Raw genomic sequence first — 20,385 nt, 5'->3', positions numbered from 1 at the left:
TGCAAGCCAACCATAAAATAGCTTAAACGGCTTTTTCAGCTCGGCTTTTCATCAACTTTAATAGTGAATTATGAAAGTCTTGAAAAATAACCTCACCCCATAATCGAGAGTAAATAGTAAAGTTGGTATTATCTTCAACAGTGGTTTTTAACGTTAAAACGGTTTGTCCATTAGCGGTTTCTGCTAAATAATAGCCTCCATAAAGAGGAGAAAAATATTCTCCACCTAGCTTTACATGTTTATCTAGTGCGTTGTCTGGAATCAAATCAGGGTCGATATCAAACTGGTAGAGCATTTGTTTATTTGGCTGCCAATCTGTTATAACTTCTTTAAATACAACGCCATTTTGCCATTTACTAGTTCTCACTGCACCTACACCTTGTGCATCCATATCCGCCTGCAAAGGGCGAGGAATACCAATCAATTGCGAAAATGACATTGGGAACTCCCCCTCTGCAATGTAACTTACATTCGCCAATTGCCGCCAAACAACATCTATTGGTGCATTGATAACAACTGAATTTTTAACTTCGTATGTTTGCGATAGCTTTAAAAAATTCACCTCTAGCGGTGATAAAATCAAAGGTATTAATGCCACTGACATGACGACTTTTTTACTTTCTTTTTCTAATTTACGATGTACAAATCCAGCTAAGACTCCTCCTATACTTGCAAATAACATAAATGCAGGTAGCGCCATAGCGACACAGATACTCCCCTCTAAAAGAGTGACTACACTGACCAGTAAAAATACAAAAATAGGCTGCCAAGCCTTAACTGCCATTTGCTTATAAGACATTGATTTATTGAGTTTGCATTCAAAATAAATACGAATATAGCCAATCGCAATGGGGACTAAAAACATAAAAGAAATAGTGACTAAACTGCCGAAGTTAAACGCATCACTAAACTCTAGAAATACCCGTATAGATATGCCGTAAAGCACACCTAAAATAATGCCTATATATTTTGGAGAAAGCGTTCGCATAAATAGTTCTTTCAATGTTTAATTGCCAATAATGTTCCGAAGTTAACAACTATTTCTAACCGCAGCAATAAAAAACGCGGCCTGAGCCGCGTTTCATTGTTTAATAACTTTTAAACCTTTACTGCCAAGGGCGCTCAGCGTTAAGCTTTGCCTCAAAGGCGTCAATTTGTGGGTTGAGGGTTTCGGTGACGCCGATAAAATCTAAGCCACTTAATAAACGCTCTTTTACGTCTTTGCGAATATCAAAGCAAATTGGTGCAAACTTGTTACTGATAAGTACCTGATTTTCAAGATCGATGTCGATATGAATATCGTCGTGTTGCTCGCTCAGTACAAACAAGTCTTCCAATGTTTGCGCTGGTAGTGCAATAGCTAGCATCTGGTTATTGCCACAGTTATTAAAGAAAATATCAGCAAAGCTTTCCGCTAAAATCACTTCAAAACCATATTGCTTAAGCGCCCATGGTGCATGTTCACGTGATGAGCCGCAGCCAAAGTTATCGCGAGTTAGTAATATTTGCGCGCCTTGGTAACATGGCCGATTTAAAATAAACTCAGGGTTTGGCTCGTCGTTATCTAAATAGCGCCAATCATAAAACAATGCCGCATCAAAACCATCACGGCTGGTTGAGGTTAAAAACTGCTTTGGAATGATTTGGTCGGTATCGACGTTGTTTTTATCAAGTGGGGCCATTAAGCCACTAAAAAAAATGCTCATTAGGCTTCTCCTCTAATATCAACAAAGCGACCATGAATAGCTGCCGCAGCGGCCATTGCAGGGCTTACTAAGTGTGTACGACCACCACGGCCTTGGCGACCTTCAAAGTTACGGTTTGAGGTGGATGCACAGCGCTTGCCTGCACCTAAGCGGTCATCGTTCATGGCTAAGCACATTGAGCAACCCGGTTCACGCCACTCAAAACCAGCAGCTTTGAAAATATCAGCTAGGCCTTCATCTTCAGCCTGTTTTTTCACCAAGCCAGAGCCAGGTACAATTAACGCCTCAACACCAGCAGCCACTTTTTTACCTTCAACAATCTGTGCGGCGGCGCGTAAATCTTCAATTCGGCTATTGGTACATGAACCAATAAATACCGTATCTACGCTCGCTGACGATAACTTATCACCGGCTGTTAAACCCATGTATTTAAGCGCGCTGCGAATCGCATCAGCTTTAATTAAATCAGGCTCTTGATCTGGATCTGGAATGCATTCATCAACACCAATAACTTGCTCAGGGCTAGTGCCCCAAGTAATTTGCGGCTGAATGCTACTCGCTTCTAGTTCAACTTCTAAATCAAACTGCGCACCTTCGTCAGTTTTTAAGGTTTCCCAGTAGGCAACTGCAGCTTCAAAATCATCGCCTTGTGGAGCAAATGGGCGGCCTTTTAAGTAATCATAAGTGATTTGGTCTGAAGCGATTAAACCCGCTTTAGCGCCCATTTCAATACTCATGTTACACAATGTCATACGCGCTTCCATTGACAGTGCTGCAATGCCTTCACCACAAAACTCTGCCACATAACCTGTACCACCAGCGGTACCTAGCTTACCAATCACCGCCATGATCAAATCTTTGGCTGTAACCGTTGGACGTAGTACACCATTAATTTGAATTTTTAATGACTTGGCTTTTTTCTGTTGTAGTGTTTGCGTCGCGAGTACGTGCTCAACCTCAGACGTACCAATACCATGGGCCAGCGCACCAAATGCACCGTGAGTAGAGGTATGGCTATCACCACAAACAATGGTAGTGCCAGGTAAAGTAATACCTTGCTCAGGCCCCATTACATGCACTATGCCTTGGTTAATTGAGTTTAAATCGTAAAGTACAATACCAAACTCTTTGCAGTTGGCATCAAGCGCCATCAATTGGTTTTTTGATACTTCACTGGCGGCATCTAATGAGCGGCTTTTGGTCGATACATTATGATCCATCGTTGCGATGGTTTTTTCAGGACAACGCACTTTACGGTTTTTCTCTCGCAGGCCAGCAAAAGCTTGCGGCGATGTCACTTCATGTACTAGATGACGGTCAATATAAAGTAAATCGGTTTGATCATTAATACTAGCAACTACATGTGCTTGCCAGATTTTATCGTATAACGTTTGGGCCACTTGCTGATCCCCTAATTTGTTTGACTCGCCGCGTGACGGTGCAGCGAGTGAATAATTGTTTAAATACGTGCTGTTTTATATACGAGCGACAATTGCTGCGGCAACGTCTTGCGTTGTATAACCTGCATTTGGGTAAATATCCGGTGTACCTACGCCTGCTTCGACCGCTTCGGCTACTGCTTTTTCAATGCTGCGCGCCGCTTCATCTTGGCCTAGTGAATAACGTAACATTAACGCGGCACTTAAAATTTGTGCGATTGGGTTTGCAACCCCTTTGCCAGCAATATCAGGTGCCGAACCACCAGCAGGTTCATACATACCAAAGCCTGACTGATTTAAACTTGCCGATGGCAATAAGCCCATAGATCCGGTGATCATCGCGCATTCATCTGACAATATGTCACCAAATAAGTTATCACACAGTAACACATCAAACTGGCTAGGTTGTTTAACCAGTTGCATTGCCGCGTTATCAACGTAAATATAATCAAGGCTTACTTCTGGGAAGTCTTTGCTTACTTCGGTTACTACTTCGCGCCATAATACACTTGATGCTAATACGTTGGCTTTATCAACCGACGTTACATGGTTATTACGTAATTTTGCTGCTTCAAAGGCAAAACGTGCAATGCGTTCAATTTCTTTGCGTGAATAAGTTTGTGTATCAAATGCGGTTTCTTCAGCCCCTTCGCCACTGCGGCCTTTTTCGCCAAAGTAAATACCGCCCGTTAGCTCGCGCACGCATAAGATATCAAAGCCTTTTTCGCTTATATCGGCACGTAATGGCGATGCAGCGCTCAGTGCTGGTAATAGTTGCGCTGGGCGTAAGTTACAAAACAAACCAAAGTGTTTACGTAGTGGCAAAAGTGATGCGCGCTCTGGTTGCTCATTGGCAGGAAGATGCTCCCACTTTGGACCGCCCACTGAACCAAACAAAATTGCATCGGCACTTTCACACGCTGCAAGGGTTTGATCGGGTAACGCTTTACCAAATTGATCAATCGCAGCGCCGCCAATGGCATGATGATGACGAGTTAAAGTAAAACCAAATTTACTGCTCACAGCATCCAATACTTGCTCTGCTGCTGCCATTACTTCTGGGCCGATACCGTCGCCTGCTAATACTGCAACGCTATAATTTGATTGACTCATCCTGCTTTCCTTTGTTGTTTTAAATCAGACACTTTTTGTGCACGATAAATTAAGTTATAAACGCGGATCATGGCGCGTACTGACGCCTCAACCACATCCGCTGCAATGCCCGCGCCGTGATAAGGGCGGCCATCGTATTTAGCTATTATATTTACTTCACCTAATGAGCTGGCACCTTCACCGGTAGCTTCTAGATTAAATTCAATCATTTCAACAGCCATACCCGTTAAACGTTCAATCGCTAAGAATGATGCCTCTACAGGGCCATTACCAGTGGCGGCTTCTTGTTTAGACTCACCATTAATCGCCATACCAATAGTAGAGCTTGCCACTGATTGCGAGTTAGACGTTGAGTTAACAAACTCTAATTGGTACTTGTCGTCTTTATCACTGATTTGGTTAAAATAAATCATCGCTTCTAGATCGTAGTCGTACACTGTACCTTTTTGATCGGCAAGGGTTAAGAAGCTTTCATATAGGCTATCCATATCGTAATCAGACTGTTGATAGCCTAATTCTTCAAGGCGGTGCTCAATAACATGACGACCCGAACGTGAGGTCATATTTAATTGGTTATTTGGTACGCCGACGCTTTCTGGTGACATAATTTCATAGGTATTTTGCGCTTTTAGTACACCGTCTTGATGAATACCTGAACTGTGGGCAAAAGCATTCTCGCCAACAATCGCTTTGTTAGGTTGCACTGGCATATTACAAATTTTCGCCACTTGGCGTGATGCGCGATAAATCTCTTCACTGCGAATATCGGTATACACTTTTAAGTGGTCTTGGCGCATCTTCATGATCATCGCCACTTCTTCAAGTGAACAGTTACCCGCACGCTCACCAATACCATTAATAGTACATTCGATTTGCCGTGCACCGGCTTGCACCGCTGCAACAGAATTGGCAACAGCCAAACCTAAATCATTATGACAATGTACACTTAACCGCGCTTTATCAATATTTGGCACGTTATTCATTAAATGGCGGATCATCGCCGCGTATTCGTCTGGCGTAACAAAACCAACTGTATCTGGTAAGTTGATGGTTGATGCACCAGCATTAATCGCCTGCTCAACAATTTTGCATAAATCCCAATGCGGTGTACGGCCTGCGTCTTCGCATGAAAATTCCACATCATCAGTATAATTACGGGCAAGCTTAATTGATTTAACCGCCATGGCTGTCGCATCATCTAAGCTCATACGTAGCTTGTGTTCTAAATGCAAAGGGCTGGTAGCAATAAAAGTATGAATTCGACTTTGTTGTGCTGTGCGAAGTGCTTCGCCACAGGCTTCAATATCTTTAGCAACAGCGCGTGCTAAACCACAAATAATAGGGCCTTTCACTTCTGTAGCTATACGTTGCACTGAACGAAAATCGGCAGGGCTCGAAACCGGAAAACCTACTTCCATCACATCCACATTTAGGCGGCTAATAGTATGCGCCAGCTGGATTTTATCTTCTTCAGTCAGGCTCGCTTTAAGCGCTTGCTCACCATCACGTAAAGTGGTGTCGAAAATCCATACTTTATCTTGTTGTTGCATAATCTACCCTTAATTCTCTGCTGCCCTGGATGCGAGATAAAAAAAACCCCGCGATATGCGGGGTTTTTTGTGTTTACTTAATGCAAATACACTAATCCCCGCTCACGTGCGCTTGCAGTAAGAGGTTCAGTTTTAATGTAATTAAATGAGTGTTTTGCATCGTCTTTACTAAATGTGTGTGTTCAGTGAGCCCTATTTTTAACACTTCAAAACTGCGCATGCAAGCATAATCTCACCTTTAAATGGAATGAAAAACCACAATAAAAGAAAATAAATTTCGTATAAAACCAACTTTAAGGTTATATAATTCAAACCAAACCTAAAGCAACCATAATATACTTTACTTTATGGCCGATCCTGCTTAGATAAGTTTTCTATTTTAATGTCAACCTACTCGCCGATAATACAATCCCGATATGCTCAATTAACAACGCCAACTTACTTATTGCATCAATTGCAGCTTTACTCACAGATACTTGAAGTGTCATGTTAGAAATAAAAGGCTAGCCGACATAAAGCAGCCTCTCTAATTGTCACTCATTCAATAAGTGTTATTTATATACATAAAGAGAATATTCTTTTAAAAGCTCTAAACTCGCTTTTTCTACTTTTAAGTTATTTACTTTTTTATGCGAGCCATACCATTGGATGGAGCCTTGGAATTCATCATCAAATGGTAACACTATAAAAGAAGATGTTTCTGAACCAATCGGTGAATTTGGCTCATACCAAATAAGATTACTATCTTGAGAGTAAATCCTCCCAGACTTGCCAGTAATGAGGTAATGGTAATACTTCCAATCCGGGCAACCTCCAAAAACAAATGCATCCATTCCTGTAGACATACTCAGCGTATTATTCATTTGTTCATTGAGCGTTATCCCCTGAGGACCATTCCTTGGCCCACCCATTAAACGAAAAGAACAACTTAAATCGAGGTTGTGAGCATTTATAAAATTTGTCCAATAATCCATATATTTAGACCAAGAAGCCTGCCTTTTTTTCTGCCTTTCTAAAAACTCTTGCTCGCGCTTATTTTGTATCTTTAATTGCAAGGCATTATTGACAACTTCACCATTAATATAGCTCTGCGCGCCTTTAGATTTTAAAAGATCGATGACTTTTGAATTATCATTTGTAATAGCAATGCCTAATGCTGTACTGCGGTCCATGTTTTTATAATTTAAATCAGCACCATACTTTATAAATATCTCAGTATGTTTTGCGTTCCCGCTATTATTGATAGAGTACATCAAGGGTGTGTCGCCAAATACATTCTGATGATTAATATCAACGCCTAGTCTTACTAACTTATCAATATATAACGCCAATGTTCTGTAATTCAAAGAACTAGACATTATATGAAAAGCATTTTCACCCACTTCATTTTCATATGAGTAGTTACAACCATTACTAGCCATGTAGTTCATTAAAGTAAGGTCAGTGGTATCTTTTAAAAGAGTTTCCATACAGACAGGCAAGCTGTCACGACTCTCTTTGCAATTAGGGTCAACCCCACCTTCAAGCGCATATTTAATCAAAGAAAAATAACTATGTTCAATGCCTTGGCTAAGCGTTCTGCAGCTTTTAGCTATTTTTTCATCATCCATAAAATCTTGTAATCGAGGAGTAACTTTTTTACCACCTCGAATAATCTCTACATCTAAAACTCGCTCATAATAACCACTGTTGTTTTTTTTATAATACAAATAGCTCGCCCAAGCGATAAGGCTCAGTAATACAAAACTTAAAAATATTTTTTTCATCTGTTATTCCTTAACGTAATTTATTAGAAGTTCCTTTTTTTTACACAACCGAATAGTGTATTATATTTACCGAAAATACGATATTACTTTTGCATTTTCAATAGTCATGTAAGACACGGAAACATTTTATAAAGGATTATTTATGCCAAAGCATACTGCTTTTAAGATCATTACATACCTCATTTTTGTCACTTTGCTTGGTTGTGAAAAGACTGACCCTGACCCTGACACACAAAAAAACGAATCTAAAGCAACCCAACCCATAGCTTTAAAAGAAGATATCACCGACGCTGCGCAATTTGATCAAGAGCGTATCCAGTTTTTGTGGCAGGGACCTCAGCAAGAAAAAAGAACGATATGGAGCATCAAAATAGATGGGACAGATCTTCGCCAGGTGCTTGATGAGAAAGAACTTTCATTCAACACCCCTCCTGGCGGTAATGGTGGGCACATAACATACCTTTCTCGCTCACCAAATAACCGCTATTTAGCGCTAATTATGTACCAAGAAGTCATTGTTTATGATCTGTTAACTCGAGATCACCTTATCATCGGTGAAGCAGTAAGAGGCCAACCACAACTGATAATTTGGAAAGATAATACCTTCAATGTTTACATGTCTAAATTTGGCGACCACTCGCGAAACTTATATGTCGACTTGAACAACCTAACAGTAACAGAGAAAAAAGAAAATAGTGATACGGTCTATTTAAAAGATGGTTCAACTCTCTCTTTTCACAAGTTTCATATGAGTAAATACAAGGACGATAAAAGGCTCTTTAAAATTGATCTAGATGGGTATGATAAACTTAACAAACCATATCTAAATGGATACGATAAACTTAATGAACTATATCTTAATAATGAACAAACACATGGGCTACTGCACACTAAAGAAAGGTCTTTTTACTTTAATATAACAACTGGAAAAATACTCAGCACCTTCGATAATAACTTTTTTACACCGTGGCATATTAACCATGCTAATAGCCAACTAATAGGCACTGACAAAGAGCATAAACAGTTAACCTTTTATAATATAACGACAAAAACAACAACAAACATTTTAACCTCCGCCACCAAATTAAGAATAATAAGCCCACTTAAAGCAAGTGCCTACAATCAAGAAAAGCCCTCCCTTTTACCTAAACTCTCAAACTTACCAAAAGGGTACATTTACGGAGACCGCAAAGTCGATGAAAATTATTATTTTGGAGAAAAAGTTGATGGAAAAGCAGAAGGTTATGGGGAAATGTATCAACGTTACACTCACCTTTGGCAATATCAAGAAAAAAACAATACTCTGATACCGCTTCACTATAAAGGAAATTGGAAAGCGGGTGTATTTGAGGGTAATGGCGAGGTTATTTATACAAACGGTAGTCGCTATAAAGGAGAGTTTTCTTCTTACCTTCATCACGGTCAAGGACGTTTTACTGATAAAGACGGAAACGGCTTTGATGGAAGCTGGAACAAAGGACAAAAACATGGCCGTGGCCTCTGCCTTACCTACCGTAAACCAACTCCATGTGAATACTACTACAATGCAATAGTTACTTATGAGGGAGAGCTAGACGACAACGGCATACGTAACGGTACGGGTACTTTTAGTTGGGTACCTTACATTAAAAAAAACATCTATAAAGGTAACTTCAAAAATGATTTATTTCACGGTCAAGGCGTGCTAACCAAGACCTATTATAGTAACGACGTTTATAAAGGGCAATGGCAATTGGGCCTGCGCCACGGTCAAGGCACACAAACCAATGGCGAAACTCATTATGAAGGACAATGGAAAGCCGATAAGCGCCATGGTAAAGGTACACAAACTAAAGGCAACATTCGCTACGAAGGCATGTGGCGAGTCGATTATTATAATGGTCAAGGAACATTAAATGAAAATGGTAATATCTACAGTGGACTATTCAGTGCTGGCTGGCTATTTGGTCAAGGCACATATAAAAACAAAAATGGAGACAGCTATAACGGAGAATTTGAATACTCCCGTTACAATGGATATGGAGTAATGAACTACGCAAATGGTGATCAATACAGTGGCCAATGGCTATCCCACATGAGGTGGGGTAAAGGCAAGTTAACCTTAGCAAATGGTGACTTTTATGATGGCGATTGGGACAACGATACAAAGCATGGCGAAGGAGTCTGTCAAGAGAATTCAGAGGAATACCCATGCCAATACTTTCGTGGTTATAAATTACATAATATACGTGATGGTTATACAAAATCTAGAGTTATCATAGACGATGGCTACGGTGAGGTGTTGGGCGACTATATTGGGGAGCTTGAAAACAATATCCCCCATGGACAAGGGTCATTTATAAATAAATATCAACGTTTTTATATTGGTCACTTTGACCACGGTCTATTCAATGGTCAGGGGATATTACTAACTTCACATCATGGCATTATCTATGATGGTATGTGGATCAAAGGCAAACCTAATGGCTACGGAAAAACGAATATATTTGAAGGGCACTGGAAAGATGGCGTGGCTCATGGAGTAGGTAAGTTACATATAGGTATTAACAGCACGAGGCGTATTATTAAAGGTAACTGGCAAGATGGAGAAATCAGTGAGGGAACTATTATATACCAAGATGTTGATTATATAGAAGATAAAGCTATTTACACTAATAACTGTGTTTATACTGGGAGGTTATCGTTATCTATTAATACAAAAATTACCTATTCAACAAGTGACATGACTTTTGTTAAGGTCACCCCACAAGGGAAATGTGTACGTGTAGAACAAGAAAAAGAACACAACACTAATGCTTTGAGTAAAAACCATTTACAAAAGGATAGCAAATGAAACGTATTATAGTATCGATATTAGTCATTTGTTTTAGCTTAGGCGAGTGCGAACATGAAGCTCGAGCTCAAGTCCCACCTAAAATGGAAGCACAGCAAATCAAACAACCATTACTTGACTTGTTTGCCAAGCCAAAGTTGACAACTGAAAAAGCTAAACTAGAGGAAGCGCTTATTCTAAAAGCAATAGCAGATGACCCTTCGGCCCAAATCGCATTAGCAAATATGTATGAAAATGATAACCAACAAAAACGCGCCTTATTTTGGTATCAGCAAGCAGTTGAACATGGCGGTATAGATGAAGAAAATGCCATTCTTAAATTTTCTCAACAAAAACTAGCACAAAGTAACGACCCTAAAGATATATTTATGTGGACAAAGTATGCAGCTGAACACGGCGATATTAGCGCACAAGAAAAAACAATGGAATACTATCGTAGGGGTCAAAAAGTTAAAAAAAACCTTATTGAAGCCGAAAAATGGCTAAGAAAACTAATTAGCCACGAAGCCAAAAAACCTACATTTAAACTGGTAGAGCTACAGTTAGATACAATTAATTCAAATAGAGAAAAGAACATCCCTAGCGCGATTGCCCTAGCCAAAAAACTCGCTGAATCGGGGTCTGTAGACGCGGCTTATTTTTTAGGTTGGTTGCACCAATTTGGCTCATTGTTGGATAAAGATATTACCAAAGCGATTTACTGGTATAAAAAAGCAGCCGAGTTAGCTGATATTCGTGCATATCGCAGTTTAGGGTGGATATATCACTCTCACTATAACGATAATAAAGCAGCCGCTCACTGGTATGAAAAATCTGCTTATTTAGAAGATCAAGTATCTCAGTTTAATTTAGCCGTTTTATATCACTTAGGGAAAGGGGTAGATAAAGATTTAAAAACTGCAGCCCAACTGTATGAAAAAGCAGCTTATACAGGGCATAATTCCGCAAGAATTAATTTGGCTAATATGTATGCGAATGGTATTGGGGTGAGCAAAAATAAAGAGCTGGCCGAGCAATATTATAACGGTTATCAGCATATAAACCTCGCGACTGAAAAAAAACAAAGTCAGCTAAATATAGAACCAAATATTGATTATATAAAAATAGATATAGCAGATTTGGATTTATCAACTCAAAACTTTTATACGCTCCATGAACGTTTAGGAATTTATAGCCACTCAATTGATATAAGTAAACTTCCCGTTTTAGAAGATAACTCAGTGATCCTATTATTTGTTAATATACCAACTTTAGGGCATTACTCTGTAAGTAAAGGAACAAAAAGTAGCTTATACCAACGAACTCTTATTAATGATGTAACTATTAATAATTTTAGATCTGGTAATTTATAACACAATAAAACGTTGGTCCATTATCATGGGTCAACGTTCATAATAAGCGCTTAAATAGGATAATTAAAAACATCACTCCAGTATTATGGACGGCATTACGGGCACATCCGAATACGGATTGTAAAGATCTTTATAGGCTACACCTTTTAAAATGTAAGTAGGATCTTCCCCATTTCTAAGATCTTGTAATAAATCAAAATCACCACTTTTAGGTATGTCGGTAAATTTTATATTTACATAAGCATTACCATCGAAAACACTAGATATTGACCTAATCTGCTGCCAGTCATGTTGTTTGTTTCTAAAAATCAATTGCGCTTGGCCATAATTAGGGTTACTGGCATTAACTTTGTAAACGTATTCATAATCACTGCTGGTAATTATTACTTTATTCAATTGGTTAACTTGGATTGGCACCAGCGGCGAAGCTTTAATACTAGCCGCCCCGAGCGAATTTTGCGATAGTAGCGCACTTAAGGCAACAATGACTGTTGTGTATCTTTTCAAAAAAAGCATTTTTCCCTCCTTGGTAAATTAAGATATGTTTATACTTTCACTTAAACTTTGTAGTAGAGCAACAACCAGCCACTATACTACGGCATAACATTAAACCATTGTTGTTCCTACTAGGTTTACCCATTAATGATAGTCGCACACTCTTCTCAACTGTTCTAGCAATCGTTTTTCCGATTTATTTTTGCACAATGGCTGTCAAGACAATAGTAAAGCTTTTTATCATCGTCATAGCATTGTTGCATTAATCTGGCTTGATATTCGCTATCGCTCAACGTTAATAGATTATTCAGCTCAGATATTACTGATTTATTTTGCATGTCCCACTTTTGCGTTCTCAGCTTTTGATCATTATTATTAATTACAGCGGTGTAAACTTTACTTTCTTCTCGTTTGGCCTCTGCTATATTAAAAAAACCTTTAATTGGCGTTTCAGTGCCTTTTACTATTTCAACATTACCATCGTCAGCTGCTAACGGAATAGAGCGGTTTACACTGAGCAACAGCGCCCGTGTTTTGGGTATAACATAACCATAAATATGGGTTACCTTGCTCTTAATAATATGTTCGTTATACCAATCGCTGTAGGTTGTATCTTTACTATTAATATCAGGGCGCTTTAAATCTGCAACTGCAATTTCTTTGTAGCTAAGAGTATTGGTTTTACCCTTATAGCTTTCTAGTTGAGTTTTAAACGTATCAAACCACTTATCACCTTGGCTTGCTGCTAACAAGCTTATCGCATCAACCGGCGGCACAATAATAGGTCGGGTTTTATGGGCATGAAACGGGTTTCGTGTTGTTAACTGCTTGTCATCAACAGTTTCTAACACCGCACCTTCATCACTACTTAATAGTATTGGTGCGGCTTCATTGCTATCAGCCACCACCACACGGTTAAACAGCGGGGTGAGCTTGCTGATTGGCTCGCCTCTATTAACATAGCCCGTGAGTAAATACGCTTTAGGAAAACTAGATTGCCCTGTATTCAATAGCTCTGTCATTGTTCATCCTTGATATTAAACACGTCAAAAATATATATAGTTCCCATGCCCCATATATCATTTTCTTGAATGGGTATTTCTCGTGTTTGCTGAGTACTTAAATCAAATTCATAAAAAAAGTCATCTATATAATACTGACCATTCCCCATTAAATCCTCTGAATCTTTAAACCCTTGACTTAACACTTTATTTTTTTTATCTGAGAAAAAAAACGTCCCTGCTTTTCTTGGTAGTATAATGCGCTTGCTGGGATCTGATAAATCAATCCAATAATTTTTTGGATAACCAAGCCCTTCTGACACAAAATAAATATAATCGCCGAAAGGGGATACTTCTAAATACTTCATAGTAAATTGAGTGTTAAAACCTAAATCGACCTTCTCTATCACGTCGCCATTAAAGTCATGTAACCAGTATTTATTTTTTTTATCGGCTAAAAACGTTTTACCATCTGGCAATAAAAACAAGCCATTAGAGTAAATAATTGGTCGCTCAGTGAGTGTTTTAGTCGGTACATGGTAGTTATAATGCTTACCACTGGCGTAAAAAATCACATTTTCACTGTCTTTAGTCCAGTTAAAATGAGCATAACCATGGCCTTTGCTCATTAAAATAAACTGTTGGGTTTTAGTGTCCCACAGCTCGCGGGTAAAACCGTGCTCTGTTGTATCCATGGATAAGGCAATGTACCGGTTATCAGGAGAGCGCTTTGGCGTGTGGCTACCAATAAGCCCTCTACCTTCGAAGGCATTTTCAGGAATAATGCGGCGCCTATCAGAGCCATCCATGCGTGCTGAGAACAGCGTTTTCTTTTTCATCCACTCGACTTTCGCGTTAAATAAAATACGCGGAGTTGAAAACGTTTCTTTATCGCCATATACCTCATTGCGCACCTCTTTAGGCCACTCAGGGTGGTACGTATGACGATACGCCATTTTATCTTTACTAAATCGGCTGGGCTGCTCTTCAACAGCTTGTTTAGCAGGTGGAGCAGGCTCCTCACCACAGCCAGTTAATAGCAATGTAGCGACACTTAGTAACATTATGACTGCACGGCGTGAAAATGACTTAGTTAACAGCGGCGTTATTGGTGATTTTTTTACTGAAATTAATGACATCAATAGTCCTTGATTGTACGGTGTAAATTGGTCGTAGAGGCAGCAATGCGAAGCATGAACGGGGTAGTTTTTTGGGCATGAAACGGTGTCCGTGTTGTTAACTGCTTGTCATCAACAGCCTCAAGCACCGCGCCTTCATCAGTGCTTAATAGTATTGGTATCGCTTCATTACTATCAGCCACCACCACACGATTAAACAACAGAGTGAGCTTACTGATTGGCTCGCCTCTATTAACATAGCCCGTGAGTAAATACGCTTTAGGAAAACTAGATTGCCCTGTATTCAATAGCTCTGTCATTGTTCATCCTTGATATTAAACACGTCAAAAATATATATAGTTCCCATGCCCCATATATCATTTTCTTTAATTGGTATTTCTCGTGTTTTCTGAGTATTTAAATCAAATTCATAAAAAAAGTCATCTATATAATACTGACCATTCCCCATTAAATCAGTCGAATCTTTAAACCCTTTACTTAACACTTTATTTTTTTTATCTGAGAAAAAATAACCCCCTGTTTTGAAAGGTTTTGTAATGCGCTTACTGGGGTCTGATAAATTAACCCAGTAATATTTAGGGTATCCAAGCCCCTCTGATAAAAAAGAAATATAATCGCCGAAAGGGGATACTTTTAAATACTGCATCGTAAATTGGGTGTTAAAGCCTAAATCAACCTTCTCAATCACGTCACCATTAAAGTCATGTAACCAGTATTTATTTTTTTTATCGGCTAAAAAAGTTTTACCGTCTGGCAATAAAAACAAGCCATTAGAGTAAATAATTGGCCGCTCAGTAAGTGTTTTAGTGGGTACGTGGTAGTTATAATGTTTACCACTGGCGTAAAAAATCACATTTTCACTGTCTTTAGTCCAATTAAAATGAGCATAACCATGGCCTTTACTCATAAAAATAAACTGTTGGGTTTTGGTATCCCACAGCTCGCGGGTGAAACCGTGCTCTGTTGTATCCATGGATAAGGCAATGTAGCGGTTATCTGGCGAGCGCTTAGGCTTATGTAACCCAACCCTCCATTTATCTTTATAGGCAGTTTCGGGAATAATCCGGCGCCTATCAGAGAGATCCATGCGCGCAGAAAATAATGTAGTTTGCCCCGTCCACTCTATGTCGGCTTTAAATAAAATACGCGGAGTTGAAAATGTTTCTTTATCGCCATACACCTCGTCGCGCACCTCTTTAGGCCACTCAGGATGATATGTATGGCGATATGCTCTTTTATCTTTACTAAATCGGCTGGGCTGTTCTTCAACAACTTGTTTAGCAGGTGGATTAGGCTCCTCACCACAGCCTGCTAATAGCAGCGTAGCGACACTTAGTAACATTATGACTGCACGGCGTGAAAATGACTTAGTTAACAGCGGCGTTAAAAACGGTTTAAATCGTGCTGTGTTTTCTGAGATTAATGACATCAATAGTCCTTGATTGTACGGTGTGAATTGGTCGCAAGTGCAGCAGTGCAAAGCTTGAGAAGCTTAAGATAAATAGTTTTATGAGCATGAAACGGTGTGCGTGTTGTCAACTGCTTGTCATCAACAACCTCGATCACCGCACCTTCATCAGTGCTTAATAGTATTGGTATCGCTTCATTACTATCAGCCACCACCACACGATTAAACAACAGAGTGAGCTTACTGATTGGCTTACCTTCATTCACATAGCCCGTGAGTAAATACGCTTTAGGGAAGCTACATATCCCTGTATTCAATTGCTCTGTCATTGTTCATCCTTGATATTAAACACGCCATAAATATATACTCGCATCAAGCCCCAAATATTACTTTCTTTAATCGGTATTTCTCGTGTTTGCTGAGTATTTAAATCGAATTCATAAAAAAAATAATCTAAATAAGTCTGACCATTTCCCATTAAATCAGTCGAATCTTTAAACCTCCTAGTTAACACTTTATTTTTTTTATCTGAGAAAAAAAACGTCCCTGCTTTATCAGGCTTTATAATACGCTTGCTGGGGTCTGATAAATTAATCCAATAATTTTTTGGATAGCCAAGCCCTTCTGATACAAAATAAATATAATCACCAAAAGGTGATACCTTAAAACTACGCATAGAAAGGTGATTGTTAAAACCTAAATCAACCTTCTCTATCACGTCGCCATTAAAGTCATGTAACCAATACTCATTTTTTTTATGTGCTAAAAAGGTTTTGCCATCTGGCAATAAATACAAGCCATTAGAGTAAATAATTGGCCGCTCAGTAAGTGTTTTAGTGGGCACATGGTAGTTATAATGCTTACCACTGGCGTAAAAAATCACATTTTCACTGTCTTTAGTCCAATTAAAATGGGCGTAGCCATAGCCTTTACTCATAAAAATAAACTGTTGGGTTTTAGTATCCCAAAGCTCACGGGTAAAGCCGTGCTCTGTTGTATCCATAGATAAAGCAATGTAGCGGTTATCTGGCGAGCGCTCAGGTTTATGTAGCCCAACCATCCATTTATCATTAAATGCAGTTTCGGGAATAATGCGGCGCCTATCAGAGAGATCCATGCGCGCAGAAAATAATGTAGTTTGCCCCGTCCACTCTATGTCGGCTTTAAATAAAATACGCGGGGTTGAAAACGTTTCTTTATCGCCATACACCTCATTGCGTACCTCTTTGGGCCATTCAGGGTGGTATTTATGACGATACGCCATTTTATCTTTACTAAATCGGCTGGGCTGCTCTTCAACAACTTGTTTTGCAGGTGGATTAGGCTCATCACCACAGCCAGTTAATAGCAATGTAGCGACACTTAGTAACATTATGACTGCACGGCGTGAAAATGACTTAGTTAACAGCGGCGTTATTGGTGATTTTTTTACTGAAATTAATGACATCAATAGTCCTTGATTGTACGGTGTAAATTGGTCGTAGAGGCAGCAATGCGAAGCATGAACGGGGTAGTTTTTTGGGCATGAAACGGTGTCCGTGTTGTTAACTGCTTGTCATCAACAGCCTCAAGCACCGCGCCTTCATCACTGCTTAATAGTATTGGTATCGCTTCATTACTATCAGCCACCACCACACGATTAAACAACAGAGTGAGCTTACTGATTGGCTTCCCCCGATTAACGTAGCCCGTGAGTAAATACGCTTTAGGGAAACTACATAGCCCTGTATTCAATTGCTCTGTCATTATTCATCCTTGATATTAAACACGCCATAGAAATTATATATTGCCCCCATACCCCATATATTACTTTCTTTAAGTCGCATTTCTCGTGTTTGCTGAGTATTTAAATCAAACTCAACCAATAATTCATCTTGATAATATTGACCATTACCCATAAGTTCCCTTGATTCTATTAACCAAAATGTTATTGCTTTATTTTTTTATCCGAGAAAATATACGAGCTTATACTTCGTGATGTAATACGTTTACTGGGGTCTGATAAATTAATAAAGTAATGTGTACTCCCTGATTTAAAATAAATATAATCGCCGAAAGGGGATACTTCTAAACCCTGCATAGTAGAATGGTTATTAATACCTAAATCGACCTTCTCCAACACGTCGCCATTAAAATCATGCAACCAATACTCATTTTTTTTATATGCTAAAAAGGTTTTGCCATCTGGCAATAAATATAAGCCATTGGAGTTAATAATTGGCCGTTCTCTGAGCTTTTTAGTGGGTACATGGTAATTATAATGCTTACCACTGGCGTAAAAAAGCACGTTTTCACTGTCGTTAGTCCAGTTAAAATGGGCATAACCATGGCCTTTACCCATAAAAATAAACTGTTGGGTTTTAGTATCCCACAGCTCGCGGGTAAAGCCGTGCTCTGTTGTATCCATCAACATTGCGATATATCGATTATCAGGAGAGCGCTCAGGTTTAAAGCCGTCGATCATTTTCTTACCCGAAAATGCACTTTCTGGAATGATCCGGCGCCTATCAGAGCCATCCATACGTGCAGAAAATAATGTAGTTTGCCCTATCCACTCTATCTCAGCACTAAATAAAATACGCGGGGTTGAAAATGTTTCTTTATCGCCATACACCTCATTACGCACCTCTTTTGGCCACTCCGGATGGTATGTATGGCGATACGCTATTTTATCTTTACTAAAGTTAGATTCACCGCCACACGCAGTTAAAAACAGCGTAGTAATACTTAGCAATATCATTGCGCTGCTTCGCGCGCTTTTACTAAACGCCTTTATATTCGTTATGCTGTGTAAAAGTGGTTTAAAACGGGCTGTGTTTTCTGAGATTAATGACATGGGTAATCCTAGTATATGTGGTGTGAATTTATTAATAGATTTATCTTATAAATCTATGTTATTTATAATAAATTAATTCATCATCTATATTAATGCTTGGCATTAATTCTGCTTGCGGTGTTTGACCACTCAACTGTGTATAAGGCACTCGTTCAAAGATATAAAAAGGCTCAGCCCCGTCATCTGGATCTTGTATTAAATTAAAAGTACCTTCGGTGGGAATTTTTTTAAACGTGAGCCGAACCCAATCTGTATCTACAATACGTCGATCACCGACAGAGCATTCTTGGCGCCAACAGCTTTCAACATGCTCAAGAATAACTTTCTCATTGAGCGGGTTTATTGGTTTAGCCGATGATTTAGTTAAATTTAACTGGTATGCAAAGGTGATTTTTGGCTCTGTAATATACTTTTTATTTCTATTATTAACTTGCATTGGCATGCACTGTGAAACACTCATATTAGCTCCCAAATACTTGCTGTAATTTTGCTTTGGTTTTCTTCCCTGCAATTCCATCTACTTCAAGGTCGTGCTCGTATTGAAAATCCCTCACACCGGCTTTAGTTTTTGCGCCGTTAACGCCATCAACTGTGCCACAGTCAAAGCCCAATAAATTGCAGCGTGCTTGCACGCCTGAAAGGGTATCGATGGGGTCTAAATGACCAACTTGTGCGGTAAAACTTTCACTGGGTGAGCTTTGATCTTCCTTGAGATATAAATCAACCTGAGCGGTGAGTGTGTCGTTTTCATTTAGCTCAACTTCAACTAAGCCGTCAGTCGGTAACACTGTGTCGATTGTTTGACTGCCGATGTTGAGCACAATACGTTTGCCAGTGATGTCATCACCATCTTCATGAATTATTTGCAGGCGAAAATATTCTTTTTCGTTTTGTACAACAAACGTATTTAGGCTGTTGGCGCGCAGCGGCATAAACTTTTCTTTTTTAGGTGGTATGGTAATAACGTCACCGGGGTAAATTAAGTTTGGATCAGGGCGCAGCGCTCTAAATTCAGCATTACTGGGGTGGTTATACAAGGCGGTTGAGGTTTTATAACCATATTCGCGTGCTATGCGTAGCAGTGTTTCGCCTTGTGCGACGGTGTGTTGTTGTGTCATTGAAATATCCTTATCCCTAAATATAAATATCGCCAGAGCAAGTCTACGTTTAGGTGATGTTGCCTACTGACCAATCGTGATCGGCGAGTTCAAAAAAGCTGACTTTGGCGTTTTCAAAATCAGGGCCTGAGACATTGGCATAGCCGTTTTTATCGAGCTGTCCGGTGATAATATGGCCGTTACGTAAGCGAATTTTATAGCCCATGTTGGCTTGGGGCTCGCCTGTCTCATCTAGTAGCTCAATTTCGTAACCTAACGTAGGCTGCTCAACGGTGAATGTGGTGCTATCTACCGCGCCATTGGCAGTTGCAGTGACATTATAAGCCCCTGGTTTAACCTCAAAATAGTGCTGCCAAAAGGATACTTCGTCTGGGCGTTTTTTTGCTAGTTGCAAGGTTACTTGCCCGCTGGTTGGCCCTTGCCATTGTTACTACATGAACCTTCAATATGTTGTTTTTAGTGGTAAATTCCGGCCCATATTCAGAACCACGGGCCAAAGCTACAGATGGAAATCGCTTTACTAGTTATTCTCACGCCACTGGGCTTGTCCTGAGGCTAGTTCGTGTAATACACGGCCTGTAAATCCCGCTGAACGGGTATTAGATAACCAAACTTTGATTTCACCTGAC

At 39.5% G+C, this 20,385-nt stretch carries 21 protein-coding genes; 2 read left to right on the top strand and 19 right to left on the bottom strand.

The window, feature by feature from the left end:
- Positions 1-22: 22 nt before the first annotated feature.
- The 6 genes from FW757_RS04045 to FW757_RS04020 form a co-directional block, all read right to left on the bottom strand.
- Positions 23-988 (bottom strand): hypothetical protein, encoded by a 966-nt coding sequence (locus FW757_RS04045; RefSeq protein WP_145242433.1) that lies wholly within the window; start codon positions 986-988, stop codon positions 23-25.
- Positions 989-1,106: 118 nt separating this feature from the next.
- Complete coding sequence (gene leuD / locus FW757_RS04040) at positions 1,107-1,706, bottom strand: 3-isopropylmalate dehydratase small subunit (protein ID WP_182718532.1); 600 nt, start codon at positions 1,704-1,706, stop codon at positions 1,107-1,109.
- Positions 1,706-3,106 (bottom strand): 3-isopropylmalate dehydratase large subunit, encoded by a 1,401-nt coding sequence (gene leuC / locus FW757_RS04035; protein ID WP_446440893.1) that lies wholly within the window; start codon positions 3,104-3,106, stop codon positions 1,706-1,708. Before leuC ends, leuD begins: the two co-directional genes overlap by 1 nt.
- Positions 3,107-3,181: 75 nt before the next feature.
- Complete coding sequence (leuB, locus tag FW757_RS04030) at positions 3,182-4,258, bottom strand: 3-isopropylmalate dehydrogenase (protein WP_149980410.1); 1,077 nt, start codon at positions 4,256-4,258, stop codon at positions 3,182-3,184.
- Positions 4,255-5,808 (bottom strand): 2-isopropylmalate synthase, encoded by a 1,554-nt coding sequence (leuA, locus tag FW757_RS04025; RefSeq protein WP_446440892.1) that lies wholly within the window; start codon positions 5,806-5,808, stop codon positions 4,255-4,257. The genes leuB and leuA overlap by 4 nt, the downstream gene beginning before the upstream one ends.
- A gap of 551 nt (positions 5,809-6,359) precedes the next feature.
- Positions 6,360-7,574, bottom strand: a complete 1,215-nt coding sequence (locus tag FW757_RS04020) for an ankyrin repeat domain-containing protein (protein ID WP_182718531.1) — start codon at positions 7,572-7,574, stop codon at positions 6,360-6,362.
- Between the two features lie 142 nt (positions 7,575-7,716).
- Here FW757_RS04020 and FW757_RS04015 point away from each other — a divergent pair, with 142 nt between their 5' ends.
- Positions 7,717-10,407, top strand: coding sequence for a hypothetical protein (locus FW757_RS04015; protein WP_182767852.1), 2,691 nt, complete (start codon positions 7,717-7,719; stop codon positions 10,405-10,407).
- Positions 10,404-11,759, top strand: coding sequence for a tetratricopeptide repeat protein (locus tag FW757_RS04010; RefSeq protein ID WP_182718529.1), 1,356 nt, complete (start codon positions 10,404-10,406; stop codon positions 11,757-11,759). The genes FW757_RS04015 and FW757_RS04010 overlap by 4 nt, the downstream gene beginning before the upstream one ends.
- Positions 11,760-11,831: 72 nt before the next feature.
- Here the strand turns inward: FW757_RS04010 and FW757_RS04005 are convergent, their stop codons facing one another.
- The 13 genes from FW757_RS04005 to FW757_RS03945 form a co-directional block, all read right to left on the bottom strand.
- Entirely contained in the window at positions 11,832-12,275 is a 444-nt protein-coding gene (locus FW757_RS04005) for a hypothetical protein (protein ID WP_182718528.1), read from the bottom strand.
- A gap of 155 nt (positions 12,276-12,430) precedes the next feature.
- Positions 12,431-13,276 carry a hypothetical protein gene (locus FW757_RS04000; RefSeq protein ID WP_446440891.1) on the bottom strand — a complete coding sequence of 282 codons (846 nt, stop codon included), beginning with the start codon at positions 13,274-13,276 and terminating at the stop codon, positions 12,431-12,433.
- Entirely contained in the window at positions 13,273-14,394 is a 1,122-nt protein-coding gene (locus tag FW757_RS03995; RefSeq protein ID WP_446440890.1) for a hypothetical protein, read from the bottom strand. The genes FW757_RS04000 and FW757_RS03995 overlap by 4 nt, the downstream gene beginning before the upstream one ends.
- Positions 14,394-14,693 carry a hypothetical protein gene (locus FW757_RS03990; RefSeq protein ID WP_446440889.1) on the bottom strand — a complete coding sequence of 100 codons (300 nt, stop codon included), beginning with the start codon at positions 14,691-14,693 and terminating at the stop codon, positions 14,394-14,396. Before FW757_RS03990 ends, FW757_RS03995 begins: the two co-directional genes overlap by 1 nt.
- Positions 14,690-15,823 (bottom strand): hypothetical protein, encoded by a 1,134-nt coding sequence (locus FW757_RS03985; protein ID WP_446440888.1) that lies wholly within the window; start codon positions 15,821-15,823, stop codon positions 14,690-14,692. Before FW757_RS03985 ends, FW757_RS03990 begins: the two co-directional genes overlap by 4 nt.
- Entirely contained in the window at positions 15,823-16,131 is a 309-nt protein-coding gene (locus tag FW757_RS03980) for a hypothetical protein (RefSeq protein WP_182719706.1), read from the bottom strand. The genes FW757_RS03985 and FW757_RS03980 overlap by 1 nt, the downstream gene beginning before the upstream one ends.
- Positions 16,128-17,249, bottom strand: coding sequence for a hypothetical protein (locus tag FW757_RS03975; RefSeq protein WP_446440887.1), 1,122 nt, complete (start codon positions 17,247-17,249; stop codon positions 16,128-16,130). The genes FW757_RS03980 and FW757_RS03975 overlap by 4 nt, the downstream gene beginning before the upstream one ends.
- Positions 17,249-17,548, bottom strand: coding sequence for a hypothetical protein (locus FW757_RS03970; protein ID WP_446440886.1), 300 nt, complete (start codon positions 17,546-17,548; stop codon positions 17,249-17,251). The genes FW757_RS03975 and FW757_RS03970 overlap by 1 nt, the downstream gene beginning before the upstream one ends.
- On the bottom strand, positions 17,548-17,700 hold the full coding sequence (locus tag FW757_RS03965; protein ID WP_259398924.1) for a hypothetical protein: 153 nt from the start codon (positions 17,698-17,700) through the stop codon (positions 17,548-17,550). The genes FW757_RS03970 and FW757_RS03965 overlap by 1 nt, the downstream gene beginning before the upstream one ends.
- Positions 17,701-17,729: 29 nt before the next feature.
- Complete coding sequence (locus tag FW757_RS03960) at positions 17,730-18,638, bottom strand: hypothetical protein (protein ID WP_446440885.1); 909 nt, start codon at positions 18,636-18,638, stop codon at positions 17,730-17,732.
- A 58-nt stretch (positions 18,639-18,696) separates the two neighbouring features.
- The gene (locus tag FW757_RS03955) at positions 18,697-19,098 is read right to left on the bottom strand and encodes a hypothetical protein (RefSeq protein ID WP_446440884.1); all 402 of its coding nucleotides are present in this window, start codon (positions 19,096-19,098) and stop codon (positions 18,697-18,699) included.
- Between the two features lies 1 nt (position 19,099).
- On the bottom strand, positions 19,100-19,756 hold the full coding sequence (locus FW757_RS03950; protein WP_446440883.1) for a PGRP and LysM peptidoglycan-binding domain-containing protein: 657 nt from the start codon (positions 19,754-19,756) through the stop codon (positions 19,100-19,102).
- A 49-nt stretch (positions 19,757-19,805) separates the two neighbouring features.
- Positions 19,806-20,150, bottom strand: a complete 345-nt coding sequence (locus FW757_RS03945) for a hypothetical protein (protein ID WP_259399482.1) — start codon at positions 20,148-20,150, stop codon at positions 19,806-19,808.
- Positions 20,151-20,385 lie beyond the last annotated feature (235 nt).

This window comes from Pseudoalteromonas sp. 1181_04 (assembly GCF_052850545.1).
Note: the sequence above shows the minus strand (reverse complement) of the source record. Positions and strands in the feature narration are given on the sequence as shown.

Coding starts and splice junctions, on each gene's coding strand:
- FW757_RS04045 (WP_145242433.1), bottom strand. CDS start 988: ATGCGAACGCTTTCTCCAAAATATATAGGCATTATTTTAGGTGTGCTT.
- leuD (WP_182718532.1), bottom strand. CDS start 1,706: ATGAGCATTTTTTTTAGTGGCTTAATGGCCCCACTTGATAAAAACAAC.
- leuB (WP_149980410.1), bottom strand. CDS start 4,258: ATGAGTCAATCAAATTATAGCGTTGCAGTATTAGCAGGCGACGGTATC.
- leuA (WP_446440892.1), bottom strand. CDS start 5,808: ATGCAACAACAAGATAAAGTATGGATTTTCGACACCACTTTACGTGAT.
- FW757_RS04020 (WP_182718531.1), bottom strand. CDS start 7,574: ATGAAAAAAATATTTTTAAGTTTTGTATTACTGAGCCTTATCGCTTGG.
- FW757_RS04015 (WP_182767852.1), top strand. CDS start 7,717: ATGCCAAAGCATACTGCTTTTAAGATCATTACATACCTCATTTTTGTC.
- FW757_RS04010 (WP_182718529.1), top strand. CDS start 10,404: ATGAAACGTATTATAGTATCGATATTAGTCATTTGTTTTAGCTTAGGC.
- FW757_RS04005 (WP_182718528.1), bottom strand. CDS start 12,275: ATGCTTTTTTTGAAAAGATACACAACAGTCATTGTTGCCTTAAGTGCG.
- FW757_RS04000 (WP_446440891.1), bottom strand. CDS start 13,276: ATGACAGAGCTATTGAATACAGGGCAATCTAGTTTTCCTAAAGCGTAT.
- FW757_RS03995 (WP_446440890.1), bottom strand. CDS start 14,394: ATGTCATTAATTTCAGTAAAAAAATCACCAATAACGCCGCTGTTAACT.
- FW757_RS03990 (WP_446440889.1), bottom strand. CDS start 14,693: ATGACAGAGCTATTGAATACAGGGCAATCTAGTTTTCCTAAAGCGTAT.
- FW757_RS03985 (WP_446440888.1), bottom strand. CDS start 15,823: ATGTCATTAATCTCAGAAAACACAGCACGATTTAAACCGTTTTTAACG.
- FW757_RS03980 (WP_182719706.1), bottom strand. CDS start 16,131: ATGACAGAGCAATTGAATACAGGGATATGTAGCTTCCCTAAAGCGTAT.
- FW757_RS03975 (WP_446440887.1), bottom strand. CDS start 17,249: ATGTCATTAATTTCAGTAAAAAAATCACCAATAACGCCGCTGTTAACT.
- FW757_RS03970 (WP_446440886.1), bottom strand. CDS start 17,548: ATGACAGAGCAATTGAATACAGGGCTATGTAGTTTCCCTAAAGCGTAT.
- FW757_RS03965 (WP_259398924.1), bottom strand. CDS start 17,700: ATGGGTAATGGTCAATATTATCAAGATGAATTATTGGTTGAGTTTGAT.
- FW757_RS03960 (WP_446440885.1), bottom strand. CDS start 18,638: ATGTCATTAATCTCAGAAAACACAGCCCGTTTTAAACCACTTTTACAC.
- FW757_RS03955 (WP_446440884.1), bottom strand. CDS start 19,098: ATGAGTGTTTCACAGTGCATGCCAATGCAAGTTAATAATAGAAATAAA.
- FW757_RS03950 (WP_446440883.1), bottom strand. CDS start 19,756: ATGACACAACAACACACCGTCGCACAAGGCGAAACACTGCTACGCATA.